Here is an 18,558-nt window from a genome sequence, read left to right on the forward strand (position 1 = left end):
GCGTCCTGTTTGCGCCACCCCTCGGATCGCTTTTTGCGGAATCCCATAAATGAGCCAACAGTTTCAACACGATGTCCTGGTGATTGGTAGCGGTGCCGCCGGCTTGAGCCTTGCGCTGACCCTGCCGAGCCATCTGCGCATAGCCGTACTGAGCAAGGGCGACCTGGCCAACGGCTCGACGTTCTGGGCCCAGGGCGGGGTTGCCGCCGTGCTGGATGACACCGACACGGTGCAATCCCACGTTGAAGACACCCTTAACGCCGGCGGCGGCCTGTGCAATGAAGAAGCGGTACGTTTCACCGTCGAGCACAGCCGCCAAGCCATCCAATGGCTGATCGACCAGGGGGTGCCATTTACCCGCGATGAACATGCCGGCAGTGATGACGGTGGTTTCGAGTTCCACTTGACCCGCGAAGGCGGCCACAGCCACCGGCGCATCATCCATGCCGCCGATGCCACCGGCGCTGCGATCTTCACGACCTTGCTCGCCCAGGCCCGGCAACGACCGAACATCGAACTGCTCGAACAACGGGTCGCCGTCGACCTGATCACCGAAAAACGCCTGGGCCTGGCAGGCGAGCGCTGCCTCGGGGCCTACGTGCTCAACCGCGCCAGCGGCGAAGTCGATACCTACGGCGCACGCTTTACCATCCTCGCTTCAGGGGGCGCCGCCAAAGTCTACCTCTACACCAGCAACCCCGATGGCGCCTGCGGGGATGGCATCGCCATGGCCTGGCGTTCGGGCTGCCGGGTGGCGAACCTGGAGTTCAACCAGTTCCACCCCACCTGCCTGTATCACCCCCAGGCCAAGAGCTTCCTGATCACCGAGGCCCTGCGCGGTGAAGGAGCACACTTGAAACTGCCGAACGGTGAACGTTTCATGCAACGCTTCGACCCGCGCGCCGAGCTGGCCCCCCGGGATATCGTGGCCCGCGCCATCGACCACGAAATGAAGCGCCTGGGCATCGACTGCGTCTACCTGGACATCAGCCACAAGCCCGCCGACTTCATCAAGACCCACTTCCCGACGGTCTACGAGCGCTGCCTGGCCTTCAATATCGATATCACCAAAGGGCCGATCCCAGTGGTCCCCGCGGCGCATTACACCTGCGGCGGGGTGATGGTCGACCAGCACGGGCGCACCGACGTGCCTGGCCTGTACGCCATCGGCGAGACCAGCTTCACCGGCCTGCACGGCGCCAACCGCATGGCCAGCAACTCGCTGCTCGAATGCTTCGTCTACGCCCGTTCCGCCGCTGCCGACATCCTCGAGCAACTGCCGCGCATCCCGGTGCCGGCCGCCCTGCCCCGCTGGGATGCCAGCCAGGTCACCGACTCGGACGAAGACGTGATCATCGCCCACAACTGGGACGAACTGCGGCGCTTCATGTGGGACTACGTGGGGATTGTGCGCACCAACAAGCGCTTGGCGCGGGCGCAGCACCGGGTTCGATTGCTGCTCGATGAGATCGATGAGTTCTACAGCAACTACAAGGTCAGCCGTGACCTGATCGAGTTGCGCAACCTGGCACAGGTCGCCGAGCTGATGATCCGCTCGGCCATGGCGCGCAAGGAAAGCCGCGGCCTGCATTACACCCTCGACTACCCGCAGATGCTGCCCGAAGCCCTCGACACTATCCTGGTGCCAACCACCTACGGCGGCTGAACTTCAAGCGCACGCGCAGGCGTCGATGCACATCGGCGGCCTGCGAACCGCGCGGCACACACACCGAGCGTACCCGCCACTCCCCCGGCAACCGGTAGCGCAGCACCACGATCAGCGGCAACGCCAGGCTGTCGGGGCGCAACTGCACAGCGTGCCAACCCCGCGCCGCACTCCACAGTTGCCAGCCGTCGGCGTTGCGCCGCAGGCCACGAACCGACGAATGGTGAGTCAAGCGAACCTGGCGCGGCAGCGCCCACGCGGCATGGGCCAGGCACACCAGCACACCGAGTGCAGCCATCGATAAAGGCACAGCCAGCAGGCACAGCGCACCGAGTGCAAGCACCTGGGCGAGGAGATACGCCGCCAGCAGAAGCCCGCAGGCCTGCCAGCGGCATTCGAAGGTATTACTTGGGCTGGACACGATCCAGGATCATCCGGACCATGCGCTGCAGCTCCGGATCTTCTGATTCGGCACGCTCCATGAACCAGCCGAACATATCCTGGTCTTCACAGGTCAGCAGCCTGACGTAGAGGTCGCGGTCCACCTTATCGAGGGTGGCGTACACCTCTTTGGTGAACGGCACCAGCAACACATCCAACTCCAGCATGCCGCGACGGCTGTGCCAGTACAGGCGATTGATTTCTACATCTTCGACCATGGAGCGCTCCTCAAATAGGGCGCAAGTATACAGGCCCACGCCCCTCGGAACAGTCGGCTTTGGTCGGGCTTATGAAACTACCCATTTGCCGGGCGCCCCTCTATGATGCACCCATGACTTTCCAACTGCGATGACCCATGGCTGACTCTGCTTTCTTCTGCCCCCTGTCCCACGAAGGCGTCCTGGCCGTTCGCGGCGCTGACGCGGCCAAGTTCCTCCAGGGGCAACTGACCTGCAACCTCAACTACCTCGACGACACCCACGCCAGCCTCGGCGCGCGCTGCACCCAAAAGGGGCGCATGCAGTCGAGCTTTCGCATCGTGCTGCAAGGTGACGGTGTGCTGCTGGCCATGGCCAGCGAACTGCTTGAACCACAGCTGGCGGACTTGAAGAAGTACGCGGTGTTTTCCAAGTCCAAGCTGACAGACGAAAGCGCCGCCTGGGTCCGCTTCGGCCTGGCCGACGCCGATCAGGCAATCGCCAGCCTGGGCCTGGACTTGCCAGCCGAGACCGACAGTGTGGCGCGCCATGCAGAACTGATCGCCATTCGCGTCTCCCCCGGCCGCGCCGAACTCTGGGCGCCCGCCGCGCAAGCCGACACCCTGCGCAGCCAACTGGGCGCAACACTCGCCCAAGGCGACCTCAATAGCTGGCTGCTGGGGCAGATCCGCGCCGGCATCGGCCAAGTCATGGCCCAGACTCGCGAGCTGTTCATCCCGCAGATGCTCAACCTGCAAGCAGTCGGTGGCGTGAGCTTCAAAAAGGGCTGCTACACCGGCCAGGAGATCGTCGCCCGCATGCAATACCTGGGCAAGCTCAAGCGCCGCCTCTACCGCCTGAGCCTGAACGGCAGTGCATTGCCCGAGCCTGGTACGCCACTGTTCGCGCCCAGCCACAACAGCGCCATCGGCGAAGTGGTGATCGCTGCGCGGGCCGACGAAGGGATTGAACTTCTGGCGGTGCTGCAAGCCGAAGCAGCCGACAGTGGCGACGTGCATTTGGGTACGCTGGAAGGCCCGGGCCTCAAGTTGCTTGACCTGCCTTACCAACTGGACCGTGATCGCGAGATCCAGCGGTAATCGCCGTACCCTTTTGCAACACCCTAGAGAGCATGAATGAACAAACTGGCGGAAAAAGTCCAACAAGCGTTGGTGATGGCCATCGATAACGATGACCTGGTTCTGCCCACGTTACCGGAAGTGGCCCTGAAAATTCGTCAGGCCGCCGAAGACCCCGAAGTCAGCATCAGCCATTTGAGCAAAGTCATCGGCCGCGACACCGCCCTGACGGCGCGACTGATCAAGGTCGTCAACAGCCCATTGTTGCGGGCCTCCCAGGAGGTCACCGACCTGCATACCGCCATCACGCGCCTGGGCACCAACTACAGCAGCAACCTGGCGATTGGCCTGGTGATGGAACAGATATTCCACGCCCGCTCAGAAGCCGTGGAACAAAAAATGCGTGAAGTATGGCGCCGCAGCCTGGAAGTGGCCGGCGTCTGCTATGCCTTGTGCCGTAACCACAGCCAGCTCAAGCCGGACCAGGCCGCACTCGGCGGGCTGGTGCACCAGATCGGCGTGCTGCCGATCCTGACCTACGCCGAAGATCACTATGAACTGCTCTCCGACCCGGTCAGCCTCAACCATGTGATCGATAGCATCCACCCGCTACTGGGGGACAAGCTGTTACGGGGCTGGGATTTCCCGGAAATGCTGGTGAATGTGCCCGCACACTACCAGGACCTTGAGCGCGACTCGGCCAGCCTGGATTATGTCGACCTGGTGCAAGTGGCCGTGCTGTATTGCCACAAGAATACCCATCACCCGTTGGCCAACACTGCGCTGTCGAACTTGCCGTCATTCAAGAAACTGCGCATCGACCCGCTCAACGCAGCGGTGCGTACCGAGCTGGACGAAGCGCGCTCGATGTTCTACTGAGCCGGCTTGCCGGCAATAGCGGTGGATCGCTCTCAGCCGGCGATAAAACTCACCCGCACCTTGAGCCCTTTCAGCTCGCCATCATGCAGGCTGATCTGGGCCAGGTGCGCGCGGCAGATTTCACCGACAATCGCCAAGCCCAGCCCCGACCCCGCGCCCTGCTGGTTACGCCGATAGAAGCGCTCGAACACCCGGTCGCGCTCATCCAGCGGAATACCCGGGCCGTCGTCTTCCACTTCCAGTACCGCTGGCGCCGTCACCCGCAGGATCACATTGCCGCCTGACGGCGTGTGCGCCAGGGCGTTATCCACCAGGTTGCTCAACAGCTCGTTCAGCAAGGTCGGCTCGCCGCGCAGCCACACCGGCTCATCCGCCTCCAACGCCAGCGCCACACCCCGCGCATGGGCCAGGGGCGCCATGGCCATGCCCAACTCACGGGCCAGTTGACTGAGGTCGAGCAACTGCGCGCCACCTTCGGCAATTGCCCGCGCCCCGTTTTCGATGCGTGCCAGAGACAGCAGTTGATTGGCCAAGTGGGTCAAGCGATCCGTGCCTTGTGCCGCCGTTTCCAGGGTACTGCGCCAAACCGCCGGGTCCTCGGCGCGCAGGCCCAATTCCAGCCGGGCCTTGAGGGCGGCCAGCGGAGTGCGCAACTCGTGGGAGGCGTCGGCAATAAACTGTGCCTGGCGCTCGAACTGCCCGCGCAGGCGCTCGGTAAAGTGGTTCAACGCCCGCACCAGCGGCCCGAGTTCGTGTTGCACTTCAACCAGCGGCAGCGGCCGCAGGTCATCCGGCTGACGCTCCTCCACCGCCGTGCGCAAACGCTCCAGCGGGCGTAGCGCCGCACTCACCGCAAACCACACCAGCAGCAAGGCGCCGATGGCCAGCATGCCCAGGCGCAACAGGGTGTCGGCCATCAGGCTGCGGGCCATGCTGACGCGGGCTTCGTCGGTTTCGGCCACGCGGATTTCTGCCATGCCGTTCATGTTCGGCTCCGACACTGCCTTGAGCAGGCTCACCACCCGTACATTCTGCCCCTGGTACTTGGCGTTATAGAACCGCGCCAAGGCCGGGTAATCGTCGGTGCGCGGCGTACCGGGCGGCGGGCCGGGCAGGTGTTCGTAGCCAGAAATCAGCTTCTGGTGAATATCATTGACCTGGTAGTAAATCCGCCCGGCACTGTCATAGGCGAATGTGTCCAGCGCCACGTAGGGCACATCGGCACTCAAGGTGCCGTCGCGCTGGGACAGGCCGGCGGCGATGGTGCGTGCCGAGGCCAGCAGGGTGCGGTCGTAGGCGGTGTCTGCAGCCTCGCGACCGTTCCAGTAGGCGCTCAGGCCGCTGGCCAGCATCAGCACCACCAACAGCAGTGCCAGGTTCCACAGCAGGCGCCAACGCAGGCTGCTGTGCTTACGCATCGCGCGCTTCCAGCAGGTAGCCAAGGCCGCGGAAGGTGACGATGGCGACCGGCTGGCCATCGAGCTTCTTGCGCAAGCGGTGCACATAGATTTCGATCGCGTCGGGGCTCGCTTCCTCGTCCAGGCCGAACACCTGGGATGCCAGTTGTTCCTTGCTCATGACCCGGCCAGGGCGGGCGATCAACGCTTCGAGCACGGCCTGCTCGCGGGAGGTCAACGTCAGCAGCTCACCGGCGAGGGTGAAACGCCGGGTTTCCACGTCATACACCAGCACACCACAGGTCTGCTGCCGCTCGCCGCCCAGCACGCTGCGGCGCAACAGCGCCTTGACCCTGGCTTCCAGTTCGGTCAATTCGAAGGGCTTGGCCAGGTAGTCGTCGGCGCCCAGGTTAAGGCCATGCACCCGATCCTTTACATCGCTGCGGGCGGTGAGCATCAACACCGGCAGATTTTTCCCACGAGCCCGCAGGCGCGCCAGTACCTCGAAACCATCCATGCGCGGCAGGCCCACATCGAGAATCGCCACGGCGTATTCCTCGCTGCTCAAGGCCAGGTCCGCCGCCACGCCATCGTGCAACACGTCCACCGTCAACCCCGTGCTCTTGAGCGCCTGGGCCACACTTTCGGCCAGTTGCAGATGGTCTTCGACGAGCAGGACACGCATGGATTCATACCTCGTTAAGGGGTGGCCGATGCCGCCCTCTGTTTACCAACTCGCGGCGCAGTTTACAGCCGCGGCCTCTGCTGTGAAGCCCGAAAACATTGAAAGGACGCTGAAAGGTTAGTGAAAGGTTCGCCCATTAGCATCCAGAAACGGACGGTTACACCTTCCGAGCTATTTCACCCATAGCGCCCGAAAAACGCCTCGAAGCGTTTTCGCCCCATAAGAACAATAACGGAGTGCATCACGATGCTGTCGACACAGCCCCAGGCTTGCCCGCCTGTTCGTTTTTCCCGCCTGACCCAGACCGCCCTCGCCAGTGCCGCTGCCCTTGCCGGCTTTTCGCCGCTTAGCCAGGCTGCCTTCTTCGAAGACAGTAGCGCGACCCTGGAAACCCGCAACATGTACTTCAACCGCGACTTTCGCGACGGTACCAGCGCGCAGCAATCCAAGCGCGACGAATGGGCCCAGGGCTTTATGCTCAACCTGCAATCGGGCTACACCGACGGCACCGTCGGTTTTGGCGTGGATGCGCTGGGCATGCTCGGGGTCAAGCTCGACTCCAGCCCAGACCGCACCGGCACTGGCCTGCTGCCCACCCACGATGATGGCCGCGCCGCTGACGAGTACTCGAAGCTGGGGTTGACCGGTAAAGTGAAAATCTCCGCCACCGAGCTGAAAATCGGCTCGCTGATCCCTGAGCTGCCAATCCTCAAGCCCAACGACGGGCGTATCCTGCCGCAGACCTTCAACGGCGGCCTGCTGACCTCCAAGGAGTTCAAGAACCTGACCTTCACCGGCGGGCGCCTGGACAAAGCCAAGGACCGCGATGACACCAACTACGAGGACATCGCCCTCAACAACAAGAACAGCCGCTTCGTCGGCGGAGCCACCGGCAAGCACTTCAACTTCGGCGGCGTGGACTACAAGTTTGCCGAGAAGGCCACCGCCAGCTACCACTTCGCCCAACTGGACGACGTGTACCGCCAGCACTTCCTAGGCCTGGTCGCCTCCACCCCGATGGGGCCCGGCACCTTCGGCACCGATCTGCGCCTGGCCATCAGTGACGACACCGGCAGCGCGCGCGGCGGCAGCATTGACAACAAATCCCTCAACGGCATTTTCAGCTACGCCCTCAACGGCCATAAACTGAGCGCCGGCTACCAGCACATGTCCGGCGACAGTGCATTCCCGTATGTGGATGGCAGCGACCCGTACCTGGTCAACTTTGTCCAGATCAACGACTTTGCCGGCGCCGAGGAACGCTCCTGGCAGGCGCGCTATGACTATGACTTCGCCAAGCTGGGGATCCCCGGCCTGAGCTTCATGAGCCGCTACCTGTCCGGCGACAACATCCAACTCAAGAACGGCGACACCGGCAAAGAGTGGGAACGCAACACCGAGATCAAATACGTAGTGCAAAGCGGCACGCTCAAGGATGTGGCCGTGCGCCTGCGTAATGCCACCTACCGCTCCAACTACTCGGCCCGGGACGCAGACGAAGTGCGCGTGCTGGTCAGTTACAGCGTCGCCCTGTGGTAACCCTGAAAGTCATACCCCAATAACAACAATGACGGAGTTCCCCATGTCCTCATCCCTGCGCAAATTTGCCCTGGCCGCCGGCTGCATGCTGTTTGCCGGCCAGCTGCTGGCGGCCGAAGAACCCAAGCGCCCGGAATGCATCGCACCGGCCTCCCCCGGCGGTGGTTTTGACCTGACCTGCAAACTGGTGCAAAGCGCACTGGTCAACGAAAAACTGCTGAGCAAGCCGATGCGCGTGACCTACATGCCCGGCGGCGTGGGCGCGGTGGCCTATAACGCCGTGGTGGCCCAGCGCCCTGCCGATGCCGGCACGCTGGTGGCGTGGTCCAGCGGTTCGCTGCTGAACCTGGCACAGGGCAAGTTCGGGCGGTTTGATGAAAGCGCGGTGAAATGGCTGGCGGCGGTTGGCACCAGCTATGGCGCGATTGCGGTGAAAGCCGATTCTCCCTACAAGAGCCTGGATGACCTAGTACAGGCCCTGAAGAAAGATCCGAGCAAAGTGGTGATTGGTTCCGGCGGCACCGTGGGCAGCCAGGACTGGATGCAAACCGCGCTGATCGCCAAGGCTGCCGGAATCAACCCCCGTGACCTGCGTTATGTGGCCCTCGAAGGCGGCGGTGAAATCGCCACGGCCCTGCTCGGTGGACATATCCAGGTGGGCAGTACCGACATCTCCGACTCCATGCCACATATCCTTAGCGGCGACATGCGCCTGCTGGCGGTGTTCTCTGAAGAGCGCCTGGACGAGCCGGAAATGAAGAATATTCCGACCGCCAAAGAGCAAGGCTACGACATCGTCTGGCCGGTGGTGCGTGGCTTCTACCTCGGGCCAAAAGTCAGCGATGCCGACTACGCCTGGTGGAAAGAGGCGTTCGACAAACTGCTGGCCTCCGAAGAGTTCGCCAAGCTGCGTGACCAGCGCGAGTTGTTCCCGTTCGCCCTGACCGGCCCGGAGCTGGACACCTACGTGAAGAAACAAGTGGCTGACTACAAAGTGCTGGCCAAAGAGTTCGGCCTGATCCAGTAATCGCCCCTCTGTGGGAGCGGGCTTGCTCGCGAAAAACTGCAACGATGACGCGTGCTGCCTGGATACACGCGCGGTCCTTGCGTTCTTCGTGAGCCAGCTTGCGCCTACAAGAGTCGCAAAGGAGTTTCCTATGCTCTTACAACGCATTTTCGCCGCGGTGTTGCTGCTGGCCTGCGCCTGCCTGGCACTGATGGCCTGGCCGTACCAGGCGTCATTTTCCTACGAGCCGGTGGGACCTCGGGCCTACCCGCTGTTGATGCTCGGGCTGATGAGCCTGGCATTGATCTACATGCTGATTCGCCCGCAGCCGACCAAGCATACCGAAGAAGAACCCGCGCTGGACCGCCAGACCCTGGTCAAGATCGGCATCTGCGTGGCACTGCTGATCGTGTTCGCCGGCACCTTCGAACCCTTGGGTTTCATTCTCAGCAGCATGCTGATCGGCATCCCCATGGCGCGCCTGTATGGCGGCCGCTGGATGCCCAGCGTGGTGATCGTCAGCCTGATGGCCATCGGCCTTTATCTGCTCTTCGATAAAGCCATGGATGTTCCGCTGCCCCTCGGCCTGCTCGACGTTCTGGAGAACTGATATGGATACTTTTGGCTATTTGGGCCAGGGTTTCGGCGTCGCGCTGAGCCCCTACAACCTGGTGACCGCACTGTGCGGCACCCTGATCGGCACCGTGGTCGGCCTGTTGCCGGGCCTAGGCCCGATCAACGGCGTGGCGTTGTTGATCCCCATCGCCTTCGCCCTGGGCCTGCCGCCGGAATCGGCGCTGATCCTGCTGGCAGCCGTGTACCTGGGCTGTGAATATGGCGGGCGTATCAGCTCGATCCTGCTGAACATCCCCGGCGAAGCCTCCACCGTAATGACCACCCTCGACGGCTACCCAATGGCCCGCAAAGGCCTGGCCGGCGTGGCGCTGTCGTTGTCGGCATGGAGTTCGTTTATCGGCGCGTTTATCGCCACCTGCGGCATGGTGCTGTTTGCCCCGCTGCTGGCCAAATGGGCGATTGCCTTCGGCCCGGCGGAATATTTCGTCCTGATGGTATTTGCCATTGTCTGCCTGGGCGGCATGGCCGGTGACAAACCGCTGAAGACGTTTGTGGCCGCGCTGATCGGCTTGTTTCTCTCGGCAGTCGGTATCGACGCCAACAGCGGCGTGTACCGTTTTACCGGGGACAACATTCACCTGACCGACGGCATCCAGTTTGTAGTGCTGGTCCTGGGCCTGTTCTCCATCAGCGAGATCCTGTTGCTGCTGGAAAAAACCCACCGCGGCCAGGAAGCGGTCAAGGCCACCGGGCGGATGATGTTTAACCTGAAGGAAGCGTCTTCGGTATTCGTCGTCAATATCCGTTGCGGCCTGCTGGGTTTCATCATGGGCGTACTGCCCGGTGCGGGCGCCACCTTGGCGTCAGCTGTGGCCTACATGACCGAGAAACGCCTGGCCGGTGCCAGCGGCAAATTCGGCCAGGGCGACATGCGCGGCCTGGCAGCGCCGGAAACCGCCATCGGCGCTTCCGCCTGCGGCGCCCTGGTCCCCATGCTGACCCTCGGCGTACCTGGTTCAGGCACCACCGCCGTGATGATCGGCGCGCTGTCGCTGTACAACATCACGCCGGGCCCACTGTTGTTCCAACAGCAACCGGATATCGTCTGGGGCCTGATCGCCTCGTTGTTTATCGCCAACATCATGCTGGTGATCCTCAACATCCCGATGATCCGCATCTTCACCCGCATCCTTGCCGTGCCGAACTGGGCGCTGGTGCCGGTGATCGCCATCATCACCGCGATTGGTGTGTACGCGGTGCACGCCACCACTTTCGACCTGTTCCTGATGGTGGGCATCGGTATCTTCGGCTACATCCTGCGCAAGCTGGACTTCCCGCTGTCGCCGGTGTTGCTGGGCTTTATCCTCGGCGGCCTGATGGAGCAGAACCTGCGCCGGGCGCTGTCGATCTCCAACGGTGACCTGCAGATCCTCTGGTCGAGCCCGATCACCTTTGGTGTCTGGGTGCTGACGGCATTGATGCTGGCCTTCCCGCTGATCCGCATCTACCGCAAACGGGCCCTGCAGCGTCGCGCCGTGGCCGATGTCTGAAGTCACCTTTAAACAATGGTGGGGAACACCGCTGGTCGGCCTGGCCGGCGGTTACCTGGCCAGCCTGATCGGCTGGCCTTTGCCGTATATGGTCGGCTCGCTGCTGGCGATCATCCTGGTGCGTTGCCTCACACCCTGGCAGTTGGCCGAAATTCCCGGCGGGCGCAAATGCGGCCAATGGGTGGTGGGTATCGGCATCGGCCTGCACTTCACCCCGGTGGTGATCGAGCAGGTGATGAGCCACTTTGGCCTGATCTTCTTCGGCGCGCTGGTCACCAGCCTGTCGAGCATTGTCGGCGTGTGGTTGATGCGCCGCAGCGGTGAGGATCGCGCCACGGCGTTTTTCTCAAGCATGCCGGGCGGGTCCGGGGAGATGGTCAACCTCGGCGCGCGCAATGGCGCGGTGCTCAGTCGCGTGGCGGCTGGCCAGAGTCTGCGGGTGTTGCTGGTGGTGCTGTGCGTGCCGGCGATCTTCAAGTATTTGCTGGGCGGCGGTGCGCCACAGTTTCACCCGGCGCCCGTGGATTGGGCCTGGCTGGCCTTGCTGTTTCCGATCGGCGCCCTGGTGGCCTGGGGCTGGCAGCGCCTGCGCCAACCCAACCCCTGGTTGTTCGGGCCGTTGCTGGTCAGTGCCATCGCCAGCATCACCTGGGATTTGCACATCGGCCTGCCCGATGGTGGCAGCCAGATCGGCCAATGGTTGATCGGCAGCGGCCTGGGCTGCCACTTCAACCGGCAGTTCTTCCGCCGGGCACCGTCGTTCATGGGCCGTACGGTGATCGGCACGCTGCTGACCATGTTGATCGCCACCCTGGCGGCGGTGGGCCTGAGTGCGTTGACGCAGTTGGATTTGCGTTCGCTGACCCTGGGGATGATGCCAGGAGGAATTGCAGAGATGAGTCTGACGGCGGAAACCTTGCAACTGTCGGTGCCGTTGGTGACGGCGATGCAGGTGATGCGGCTGTTGTTTGTGTTGTTCCTCGCGGAGCCGTTATTCCGCCATTGGAACCGCCAGCCGGGCACCCTCTAGAACCGGGTACCAGCCTAATGTGGGAGCGGGCTTGCTCGCTCCCACTTCCTCAGGTGTTGAACATCAGAGCGGCGGCACTCGCCACTCGATCGGCGTCTCGCCGTTCTGCTCAAGAAACTTGTTCGTCCGGCTGAAATGCCCACACCCCAAAAACCCGCGATAAGCCGATAACGGTGACGGATGCACCGAGGTCAGCACCAGGTGTTTGGTCGCGTCGATCAGCTTTTGCTTGCCCTGGGCATGGGCGCCCCACAGCAGGAACACCAGGTGCGGCTGATGCTCGCTGACCAACTCGATCACCCGGTCGGTGAAGAACTGCCAGCCCTTGCCCGCATGGGCGTTGGCATTCGCGCGCTCCACAGTCATGGTGGTGTTGAGCATCAATACACCCTGGTCGGCCCAGCTTTGCAGGCAGCCGTGGCTGGGGATGTCGATATTGAGGTCGCGCTTGAGCTCTTTATAGATATTGACCAGGGACGGCGGTGTCGGCACGCCCGGTTGTACCGAGAAGCACAGGCCATGGGCCTGGCCGGGGCCGTGGTACGGGTCCTGGCCGAGGATCACCACCTTGACCTTGTCCAGCGGCGTGGAGTTGAGCGCATTGAAGATCAGCGGGCCCGGCGGGTAGATTTCCTTGCCCGCCGCATGTTCCTGGCGCAGGAACTCACGCAGCTCGGTCATGTACGGTTGCTCGAACTCTTCGCGCAGGGCGTGTTTCCAGCTCGGTTCGAGTTTGATACGGTCGTCGGCAGTCATCAGAAACACATCATGTAAAAAGAATGGGCGAACCCTAGGAAAGCCCACTCCACTTGTCAATTGATCTGACGCAGAACCGGCACTTTCCCCCGAAGGGATCATACTCAACGTTCAATTTACCGATTGAGGTCATGATGAATCTGCACTTCGAAGAGCTCACTGGCACAGACGGTGCCCGTATCGGCATCGCCAGCCTGGACGCGGAAAAGTCCCTCAATGCCCTCTCGCTCCCGATGATCCAGGCCCTGGGCGAACGCCTGGACAGTTGGGCGCGCAATCCGCAGATCGTCTGCGTGCTGCTGCGCGGCAACGGTGCCAAGGCATTTTGCGCCGGCGGTGAAGTGCGCAGCCTGGCCCAGGCCTGCCGAGAGCACCCGGGTGAAGTGCCGGCGCTGGCCGCGCAGTTTTTTGCGGCCGAGTACCGCCTGGACTACCACCTGCACACCTACCCCAAGCCGCTGATTTGCTGGGGCCATGGCTATGTGCTGGGCGGGGGCATGGGGTTGCTGCAAAGCGCCGCTATCCGCATCGTCACCCCGAGCAGCCGCCTGGCCATGCCGGAAATCAGCATCGGCCTGTACCCGGATGTGGGCGCCAGTTGGTTCCTCTCGCGCCTGCCCGGCAAACTGGGGCTGTTCCTGGGCCTCACCGGCGCCCATATGAATGGGCGCGACGCCCTCGACCTGGGCCTGGCAGACCGTTTCCTGCTGGACGAACAACAGGGCGAAATGCTCGAAGGCCTGTTGCAATTGAACTGGCAGGAGCAGACCGCGATGCAGCTCAACAGCTTGTTCAAGGCCCTGGCCCAGGAAGCTGCCAGCCAGCAGCCAGAACCACAGTGGCTGCCGCGACGCCCACAGATCGACGAATGGCTGGATGTAGGCGACGTGCAGTGCGCCTGGCGCGCCTTGAGCCAACTGCGCGAGCATGCCGACCCGCTCTTCAGCCGGGCCGGCAAGACCTTGAGCGAGGGCTGCCCGCTGACCGCGCACCTGGTGTGGGAACAGATCCGACGGGCGCGGCACCTGTCCCTGTCAGAAGTTTTCCAGATGGAATACACCTTGAGCCTCAATTGCTGTCGGCATCCGGAATTCAGCGAGGGAGTACGGGCCCGCCTGATCGACAAGGATCAGCAGCCCCACTGGCATTGGCCGGATATCAAGCGCATTCCCGAGGCCGTGGTCGAGGCGCACTTTCACAAGGCCTGGGAAGGACGGCATCCGCTGGCAGATCTGTCGGATCGATGACATGTGGCGGCCAGCCACAAAAAACGGCGCATGACGCGCCGTTTCAAAGAGAAGCGGATTACCTGTGCCCGCCACGGCCTCCTCCATGATCACCGCCCCGGCCACCTCTATGCCCCTGGCCACCATTGCCCCGGTGGTCACCCCAACTCTGGCTGGGGTAAGGCCGGTAACCCGGCCTTGGCCCGGCTTGATAGTAACGGGGGGCCGGCTGGTAATAGCGCGGCGCCGGGTAATAGCGGGGTGGCGGTGCGTAATAGCCCCGCCGGTACTGGTAGGACGGGCCACCGCCGTAGTAATAGACCGGCGCGGGCGCGGTATAGACTTCGGATCGATAGTAGCTGGAGCCTCCATCGTAAAAAGGCACGCAGGCAGAAAGGGTCAAGCCGAGCACAGCGCTGAGGAGCAATCGACGATACATGGCGGCCTCCTGGACCGCGGAAGAGCACACACCAGCGACGCTGGGGGGCGCCACACAGCTTTGGCTGAATGACAGAAGATCAGACATCAAAAACCGAATCTGGTGCGACTTAGACATAGATTGATACATCTGTGGCGCAATAAACCGCCCAGGCCTGTATCGTGCCAGGGACACCGGGTTTCACCGGGACCATGACTGAATTACGCCTGAACCGACCGATGACCACTCCCACACTTTGCCCCGCCTGCGGCGCCCGCAACGACTGCACCTTGGCCGACCCGCGCACCGCTGACCGTGCCTGCTGGTGCTACAGCGTCACCATCGACCCCAAGCTGCTCGAAGCCCTGGCGCCGGAACTGCGCAACACGGCCTGCCTGTGCCCGCGCTGTGCCCAGGTCGACGCCCAATTGCGCGGGGTCGAGCCCCGGTAATGCGTATCGACCGCTTCCTCAGTAACCTGCCCCGCTTCAATCGCCAGCAAGTGCGCCTGCTACTGGCAGAGCGCCGGATCAGCGTCGATGGGCAGCCGGTTACCGACCCGCGCCAGGACGTTCGCGAGTTCAGCCGTGTGGAGTGTGATGGCCAGATCCTGCAAGCGGGCAAACCCGCACGTTATTTCATGCTGCACAAGCCACAAGGCTGCGTGAGTGCCACTGTCGATCCCCAGCATCCCACTGTCCTTGATCTGCTGGATGAGCCGGACAAGAGCGACCTGCATATCGCTGGCCGCCTGGACTTCAACACCACCGGGCTGATGCTGATCACCAATGATGGCCAGTGGTCCCGACGCCTGACACAGCCCCACACCAAGCTGCCCAAGGTCTACTACGTCGAGACCGAACAGGAGATTGGCCCGGAGTATGCCGCGACGTTCCGCGCCGGCCTGTACTTCGCCTTCGAGGACCTGACCACCCAACCGGCCGACCTGCAAGTGCTGGGCCCCAAAAGCGCGCGCCTGAGCATCATTGAAGGGCGTTATCACCAGGTAAAGCGCATGTTCGGGCACTTCGACAACAAGGTGATACGCCTGCATCGCGAATGCATGGGGCCGCTGGTGCTGGATGAACGGCTCGCTCCCGGCCAGTATCGGCCGCTGAGCGACGCGGAAATCTGCCAGATATGACCGTTCAGCCGGTGATAGCCCAAACTGCGGGGTGAAGCTTGCGACCTGGCCCGCCTCCTGCTTGAATCAAAACGCCAGCCGCATTCTGACTGGCGAGTCACCCAACCTTCCAAGAAACACTGTGCCTGCCCACACCGCTTGACGTGCGGGCCATGGCAAGTTGCCCGCCATAACAACACCCGTCGGCCAGTTTCATCGGACCGACATGGGCCTCCTTTCAAGGCGTATGCCTACCTGTCACAAAGCTCGTGCAGAGTGATCTGCGCGCACCACCCGCTTGCCAGGAGTCTTACGACATGAGGCCAGAAATCGCTGTGCTGGATATACAGGGTCAGTATCGGGTTTACACGGAGTTCTATCGCGCGGACGCTGCTCAAAAGACCATCATCCTGGTCAACGGCTCCATGGCCACCACTGCGTCTTTCGCCCAGACCGTGAAAAGCCTGTACCCGCAATTTAATGTGGTTTTGTACGATCAGCCCTACGCCGGTCGCTCCAAAGCCCACAACCGCCATGAGCAAATGCTGACGAAGGACATTGAAGGCCAGATCCTCCTGGAACTCATCGACCACTTCGCCGCCGAGCATGTGCTGTCGTTTTCCTGGGGCGGCGTCGCCACCCTCGTCGCCTTGTCCCAGCGCCCTCGCCGCGTGGAAAAAGCCGTGATCAGCTCGTTCTCGCCGCTGATCAACGCGCCGATGCGCGACTACCTGGAACGTGGCGTCGACTACCTCGGCAACCTCGACCGCCACAGCGTCGGCAACCTGGTCAACAGCACCATCGGCAAACACCTGCCGCCGCTGTTCAAGCGCTTCAACTATCGGCACGTCAGCACCCTGGCCGAGCACGAGTACGGGCAGATGCACTATCACATCAGCCAGGTGCTCAATAGCGACCGCCAGTGCTACCTCAAGGCTGCACGGCAGATCGACATTCCAGTGCTGTTCTTGAACGGCGAGTGGGATGAATACACCAGCGCCGAAGACGCCAAACTGTTCGGGCAACATGTGGCCAAAAGCAGCTTCGGCACCATCCAGGCCACCGGGCACTTCCTGGACATGGAGCACAAGGCCGCGTGCAACGACAGCCGGCAGGCATTGATGGGCTTTTTGAAACCGGAACAGTCGGTGAATCGACTGCGGTATCACCTGGGCCAGGCCCTGCATGCACTGGCGATTTGAATGCGACCTGGGTGGGCACGACTGCCCAGGGTTGCCTGAACATTTCGGCTGACGCTCGCAACTTGCACATTTTTCAAAGAAAAACTTCAAATCGCCGCGCAGTTCTGGTACAAAGTCAGCCGCTCTGAGCGGGTATAGTTTAGTGGCAAAACGAAAGCTTCCCAAGCTTTAGTTGAGGGTTCGATTCCCTCTACCCGCTCCACATTCTTATTCCCTCCCTGTCCCGCCCCCTCCCGCAACACACTAAACCCCCTAGAACACTGATCAAAACCCTATCCCTGCTATTCCCCGCTATTCCCTTTTGTGTCCGCTTATCCTTGATTCCGTGTATGGCGGCATGTATGGCGCGCAAAACATCGAACCAAACCATACAAGAAACCCGCATGAAACGAACCGAGATAAAGCGCCGGCCATTGGCCGACACGGTGCTGGCCTCCCTTGAGCCAGAGGCAAAGGAGTACCGCGAGAACTACGGAATTGACCGGCTTTATTTCGTGGTCGGCAGCACGGGCCGTAAGCGCTGGGAACTCCGCTTCAAGAAGCCCGATGGCAAATGGGGATGGCACGGCCTCGGCTCTTATCCTGACGTGACCGCCAAAAAGGCCAGGGAGAAAGCGCAGGAAGCGCAGCGACTGAACTCAGAAGGCGTTGATCCAATCACCCACAAAGCCACCCTCAAGGCGTCCAGGGATGCCGCCGAGGCCAACACGTTCAAGGCCGCTGCTGATCAGTGGCTTGAAAAGAAGATCAAAGACGGGCGGGCCGAGAAAACTTTGGCAGGGATCAACGGAGCGTTGACCAACGACATACTGCCGGCGCTTGGTAGCAAGCCCCTGAGCCGGATCACCCGGGCGGACTGCGCCAACCTTCAGGCAAGCATTGAGAGCCGCGGCGCTCACAACACCGCCGAGAAGGTCCGTGTATGGGTAAACCAGATATTTGGCCTGGCCATCGCCAAGGGCATGACCGAGAACAACCCGGCCAGCAACCTGATCGACATTGCTGAAAAGGCCCCCGAGGAATCGCAATACCCGCACCTGCTAGAACCTGAACTGCCAGAGTTCTTGCGAGCGATGGGCGAATCGCGGAGCGGGACCATCGTGCGCACGGCGGCATGGTTGACGCTGCTGACTGCATCGAGGCCAGGCATGACGCGCTGGGCGGAATGGACAGAGGTGGACTTAGATGCGGGGCTGTGGACCGTACCGGGCGTGAAGATGAGGCGCGACCACATCGTGCCGCTTCCTACCCAGGCCATCGAGATAATCAAGGATCTACAGAGGCTTACTGGCCGGTCGCGTTACCTATTCCCTTCCAGCGGCGAAAAGGTGCCGGTCATATCCGACGCTTCAATCAACAAGTGCTTTGCGCTGATTGGCTATAAAGGCCGGATGACCGGCCACGGTAGCCGGCACACCTGCGAAACGCTTTTGTCGGAGCACGGATGGCCAGAGCATTGGAGAGACATGCACCTGGCCCACAAGAAGCCAGGGCTTAAGGGAGTGTATGACAAGGCGATCTACCTGCCACAGCGCCAGGCAATGGTTCAGTGGTACGCCGACTACCTCGACGCACTTAGGGACGGCATTACCGACGACCAGCGCGCAGCATTCCAAGCAAAGGTCAACGCGGGATAGCAACACGACACAAACCGGCGTTCGCTTGTAGAATTCGCCCCGAAATCAATTTGCCCCCGGTTACGCCGGAGAAAGGGAGGTCATGCAAACCGCCCCTTCCGCATCTTGGATGGCGCCCGCCTATGCTCCGTCGAACCGCCTATCCAACAAT

At 62.1% G+C, this 18,558-nt stretch carries 19 protein-coding genes and 1 tRNA gene; 14 read left to right on the plus strand and 6 right to left on the minus strand.

Annotation, left to right across the window (positions count from 1 at the left end; translation table 11 throughout):
- The first annotated feature begins 49 nt into the window (after positions 1 to 49).
- Positions 50 to 1,666 (plus strand): L-aspartate oxidase, encoded by a 1,617-nt coding sequence (gene nadB, locus HBO05_RS27375; protein WP_172314768.1) that lies wholly within the window; start codon positions 50 to 52, stop codon positions 1,664 to 1,666.
- Here the strand turns inward: nadB and HBO05_RS27380 are convergent.
- Positions 1,635 to 2,087 (minus strand): hypothetical protein, encoded by a 453-nt coding sequence (locus HBO05_RS27380; RefSeq protein WP_169956723.1) that lies wholly within the window; start codon positions 2,085 to 2,087, stop codon positions 1,635 to 1,637. The two genes, nadB and HBO05_RS27380, sit on opposite strands and share 32 nt — an antisense overlap.
- Positions 2,071 to 2,325, minus strand: a complete 255-nt coding sequence (locus HBO05_RS27385) for a succinate dehydrogenase assembly factor 2 (RefSeq protein ID WP_017736358.1) — start codon at positions 2,323 to 2,325, stop codon at positions 2,071 to 2,073. Before HBO05_RS27385 ends, HBO05_RS27380 begins: the two co-directional genes overlap by 17 nt.
- A gap of 137 nt (positions 2,326 to 2,462) precedes the next feature.
- On the opposite strand from HBO05_RS27385, the gene HBO05_RS27390 reads away from it, so the two are divergent.
- Together HBO05_RS27390 and HBO05_RS27395 are read left to right on the plus strand one after the other, a co-directional pair.
- Entirely contained in the window at positions 2,463 to 3,404 is a 942-nt protein-coding gene (locus HBO05_RS27390) for a folate-binding protein YgfZ (RefSeq protein ID WP_172314770.1), read from the plus strand.
- 36 nt (positions 3,405 to 3,440) lie between these two features.
- Complete coding sequence (locus tag HBO05_RS27395) at positions 3,441 to 4,262, plus strand: HDOD domain-containing protein (RefSeq protein ID WP_169956727.1); 822 nt, start codon at positions 3,441 to 3,443, stop codon at positions 4,260 to 4,262.
- Positions 4,263 to 4,294: 32 nt separating this feature from the next.
- Here the strand turns inward: HBO05_RS27395 and HBO05_RS27400 are convergent, their stop codons facing one another.
- Positions 4,295 to 5,680: a sensor histidine kinase gene (locus HBO05_RS27400; protein ID WP_169956729.1), complete on the minus strand. Its 1,386-nt coding sequence runs from the start codon at positions 5,678 to 5,680 to the stop codon at positions 4,295 to 4,297.
- Entirely contained in the window at positions 5,673 to 6,344 is a 672-nt protein-coding gene (locus HBO05_RS27405; RefSeq protein ID WP_169956731.1) for a response regulator, read from the minus strand. Before HBO05_RS27405 ends, HBO05_RS27400 begins: the two co-directional genes overlap by 8 nt.
- A gap of 246 nt (positions 6,345 to 6,590) precedes the next feature.
- Here HBO05_RS27405 and HBO05_RS27410 point away from each other — a divergent pair, with 246 nt between their 5' ends.
- From HBO05_RS27410 to HBO05_RS27430, 5 genes are all read left to right on the plus strand, one after another.
- The gene (locus tag HBO05_RS27410; protein WP_169956733.1) at positions 6,591 to 7,883 is read left to right on the plus strand and encodes an OprD family porin; all 1,293 of its coding nucleotides are present in this window, start codon (positions 6,591 to 6,593) and stop codon (positions 7,881 to 7,883) included.
- A 43-nt stretch (positions 7,884 to 7,926) separates the two neighbouring features.
- Positions 7,927 to 8,910, plus strand: coding sequence for a tripartite tricarboxylate transporter substrate binding protein (locus tag HBO05_RS27415; RefSeq protein ID WP_169956735.1), 984 nt, complete (start codon positions 7,927 to 7,929; stop codon positions 8,908 to 8,910).
- 130 nt (positions 8,911 to 9,040) lie between these two features.
- The gene (locus HBO05_RS27420) at positions 9,041 to 9,499 is read left to right on the plus strand and encodes a tripartite tricarboxylate transporter TctB family protein (protein WP_170042871.1); all 459 of its coding nucleotides are present in this window, start codon (positions 9,041 to 9,043) and stop codon (positions 9,497 to 9,499) included.
- A 1-nt stretch (position 9,500) separates the two neighbouring features.
- Complete coding sequence (locus HBO05_RS27425) at positions 9,501 to 11,015, plus strand: tripartite tricarboxylate transporter permease (RefSeq protein ID WP_169956739.1); 1,515 nt, start codon at positions 9,501 to 9,503, stop codon at positions 11,013 to 11,015.
- The gene (locus HBO05_RS27430; protein WP_169956741.1) at positions 11,008 to 12,045 is read left to right on the plus strand and encodes an AbrB family transcriptional regulator; all 1,038 of its coding nucleotides are present in this window, start codon (positions 11,008 to 11,010) and stop codon (positions 12,043 to 12,045) included. Before HBO05_RS27425 ends, HBO05_RS27430 begins: the two co-directional genes overlap by 8 nt.
- 63 nt (positions 12,046 to 12,108) lie before the next feature.
- On the opposite strand, the gene ung is transcribed toward HBO05_RS27430, so the two are convergent.
- The gene (gene ung / locus HBO05_RS27435; RefSeq protein WP_170042872.1) at positions 12,109 to 12,804 is read right to left on the minus strand and encodes a uracil-DNA glycosylase; all 696 of its coding nucleotides are present in this window, start codon (positions 12,802 to 12,804) and stop codon (positions 12,109 to 12,111) included.
- 131 nt (positions 12,805 to 12,935) lie between these two features.
- Here ung and HBO05_RS27440 point away from each other — a divergent pair, with 131 nt between their 5' ends.
- Positions 12,936 to 14,048, plus strand: a complete 1,113-nt coding sequence (locus HBO05_RS27440; RefSeq protein ID WP_169956745.1) for an enoyl-CoA hydratase/isomerase family protein — start codon at positions 12,936 to 12,938, stop codon at positions 14,046 to 14,048.
- Between the two features lie 58 nt (positions 14,049 to 14,106).
- Here HBO05_RS27440 and HBO05_RS29415 read toward each other — a convergent pair whose 3' ends face one another.
- Entirely contained in the window at positions 14,107 to 14,466 is a 360-nt protein-coding gene (locus HBO05_RS29415; protein ID WP_262381469.1) for a hypothetical protein, read from the minus strand.
- Between the two features lie 218 nt (positions 14,467 to 14,684).
- Here HBO05_RS29415 and HBO05_RS27445 point away from each other — a divergent pair, with 218 nt between their 5' ends.
- The 5 genes from HBO05_RS27445 to HBO05_RS27465 all read left to right on the plus strand — a co-directional run bounded on the left by HBO05_RS27445 (position 14,685) and on the right by HBO05_RS27465 (position 18,407).
- The gene (locus HBO05_RS27445) at positions 14,685 to 14,897 is read left to right on the plus strand and encodes a cysteine-rich CWC family protein (protein ID WP_169956749.1); all 213 of its coding nucleotides are present in this window, start codon (positions 14,685 to 14,687) and stop codon (positions 14,895 to 14,897) included.
- Positions 14,897 to 15,589, plus strand: coding sequence for a pseudouridine synthase (locus tag HBO05_RS27450; RefSeq protein WP_170042873.1), 693 nt, complete (start codon positions 14,897 to 14,899; stop codon positions 15,587 to 15,589). The genes HBO05_RS27445 and HBO05_RS27450 overlap by 1 nt, the downstream gene beginning before the upstream one ends.
- A gap of 296 nt (positions 15,590 to 15,885) precedes the next feature.
- A complete protein-coding gene (locus HBO05_RS27455) occupies positions 15,886 to 16,770 on the plus strand; it encodes an alpha/beta hydrolase (protein WP_172314772.1) in 885 nt (294 codons plus the stop codon).
- A gap of 128 nt (positions 16,771 to 16,898) precedes the next feature.
- A tRNA-Gly gene (locus HBO05_RS27460) sits at positions 16,899 to 16,972 on the plus strand.
- 181 nt (positions 16,973 to 17,153) lie between these two features.
- Positions 17,154 to 18,407, plus strand: coding sequence for an integrase arm-type DNA-binding domain-containing protein (locus HBO05_RS27465; RefSeq protein ID WP_172314774.1), 1,254 nt, complete (start codon positions 17,154 to 17,156; stop codon positions 18,405 to 18,407).
- Positions 18,408 to 18,558 lie beyond the last annotated feature (151 nt).

This window comes from Pseudomonas sp. WS 5079 (assembly GCF_012985465.1).
Lineage (GTDB): Bacteria > Pseudomonadota > Gammaproteobacteria > Pseudomonadales > Pseudomonadaceae > Aquipseudomonas.

Bases quoted from the DNA above. Each gene is read 5' to 3' on its own strand.
- HBO05_RS27425 (WP_169956739.1), top strand. From the start codon at position 9,501: ATGGATACTTTTGGCTATTTGGGCCAGGGTTTCGGCGTCGCGCTGAGC.
- HBO05_RS27395 (WP_169956727.1), top strand. From the start codon at position 3,441: ATGAACAAACTGGCGGAAAAAGTCCAACAAGCGTTGGTGATGGCCATC.
- HBO05_RS27400 (WP_169956729.1), bottom strand. From the start codon at position 5,680: ATGCGTAAGCACAGCAGCCTGCGTTGGCGCCTGCTGTGGAACCTGGCA.
- HBO05_RS27390 (WP_172314770.1), top strand. From the start codon at position 2,463: ATGGCTGACTCTGCTTTCTTCTGCCCCCTGTCCCACGAAGGCGTCCTG.
- HBO05_RS27405 (WP_169956731.1), bottom strand. From the start codon at position 6,344: ATGCGTGTCCTGCTCGTCGAAGACCATCTGCAACTGGCCGAAAGTGTG.
- HBO05_RS27420 (WP_170042871.1), top strand. From the start codon at position 9,041: ATGCTCTTACAACGCATTTTCGCCGCGGTGTTGCTGCTGGCCTGCGCC.
- HBO05_RS27455 (WP_172314772.1), top strand. From the start codon at position 15,886: ATGAGGCCAGAAATCGCTGTGCTGGATATACAGGGTCAGTATCGGGTT.
- HBO05_RS27440 (WP_169956745.1), top strand. From the start codon at position 12,936: ATGAATCTGCACTTCGAAGAGCTCACTGGCACAGACGGTGCCCGTATC.
- HBO05_RS27415 (WP_169956735.1), top strand. From the start codon at position 7,927: ATGTCCTCATCCCTGCGCAAATTTGCCCTGGCCGCCGGCTGCATGCTG.
- nadB (WP_172314768.1), top strand. From the start codon at position 50: ATGAGCCAACAGTTTCAACACGATGTCCTGGTGATTGGTAGCGGTGCC.
- HBO05_RS27445 (WP_169956749.1), top strand. From the start codon at position 14,685: ATGACCACTCCCACACTTTGCCCCGCCTGCGGCGCCCGCAACGACTGC.
- HBO05_RS29415 (WP_262381469.1), bottom strand. From the start codon at position 14,466: ATGTATCGTCGATTGCTCCTCAGCGCTGTGCTCGGCTTGACCCTTTCT.
- HBO05_RS27430 (WP_169956741.1), top strand. From the start codon at position 11,008: ATGTCTGAAGTCACCTTTAAACAATGGTGGGGAACACCGCTGGTCGGC.
- HBO05_RS27385 (WP_017736358.1), bottom strand. From the start codon at position 2,325: ATGGTCGAAGATGTAGAAATCAATCGCCTGTACTGGCACAGCCGTCGC.
- HBO05_RS27465 (WP_172314774.1), top strand. From the start codon at position 17,154: ATGAAACGAACCGAGATAAAGCGCCGGCCATTGGCCGACACGGTGCTG.
- HBO05_RS27410 (WP_169956733.1), top strand. From the start codon at position 6,591: ATGCTGTCGACACAGCCCCAGGCTTGCCCGCCTGTTCGTTTTTCCCGC.
- HBO05_RS27450 (WP_170042873.1), top strand. From the start codon at position 14,897: ATGCGTATCGACCGCTTCCTCAGTAACCTGCCCCGCTTCAATCGCCAG.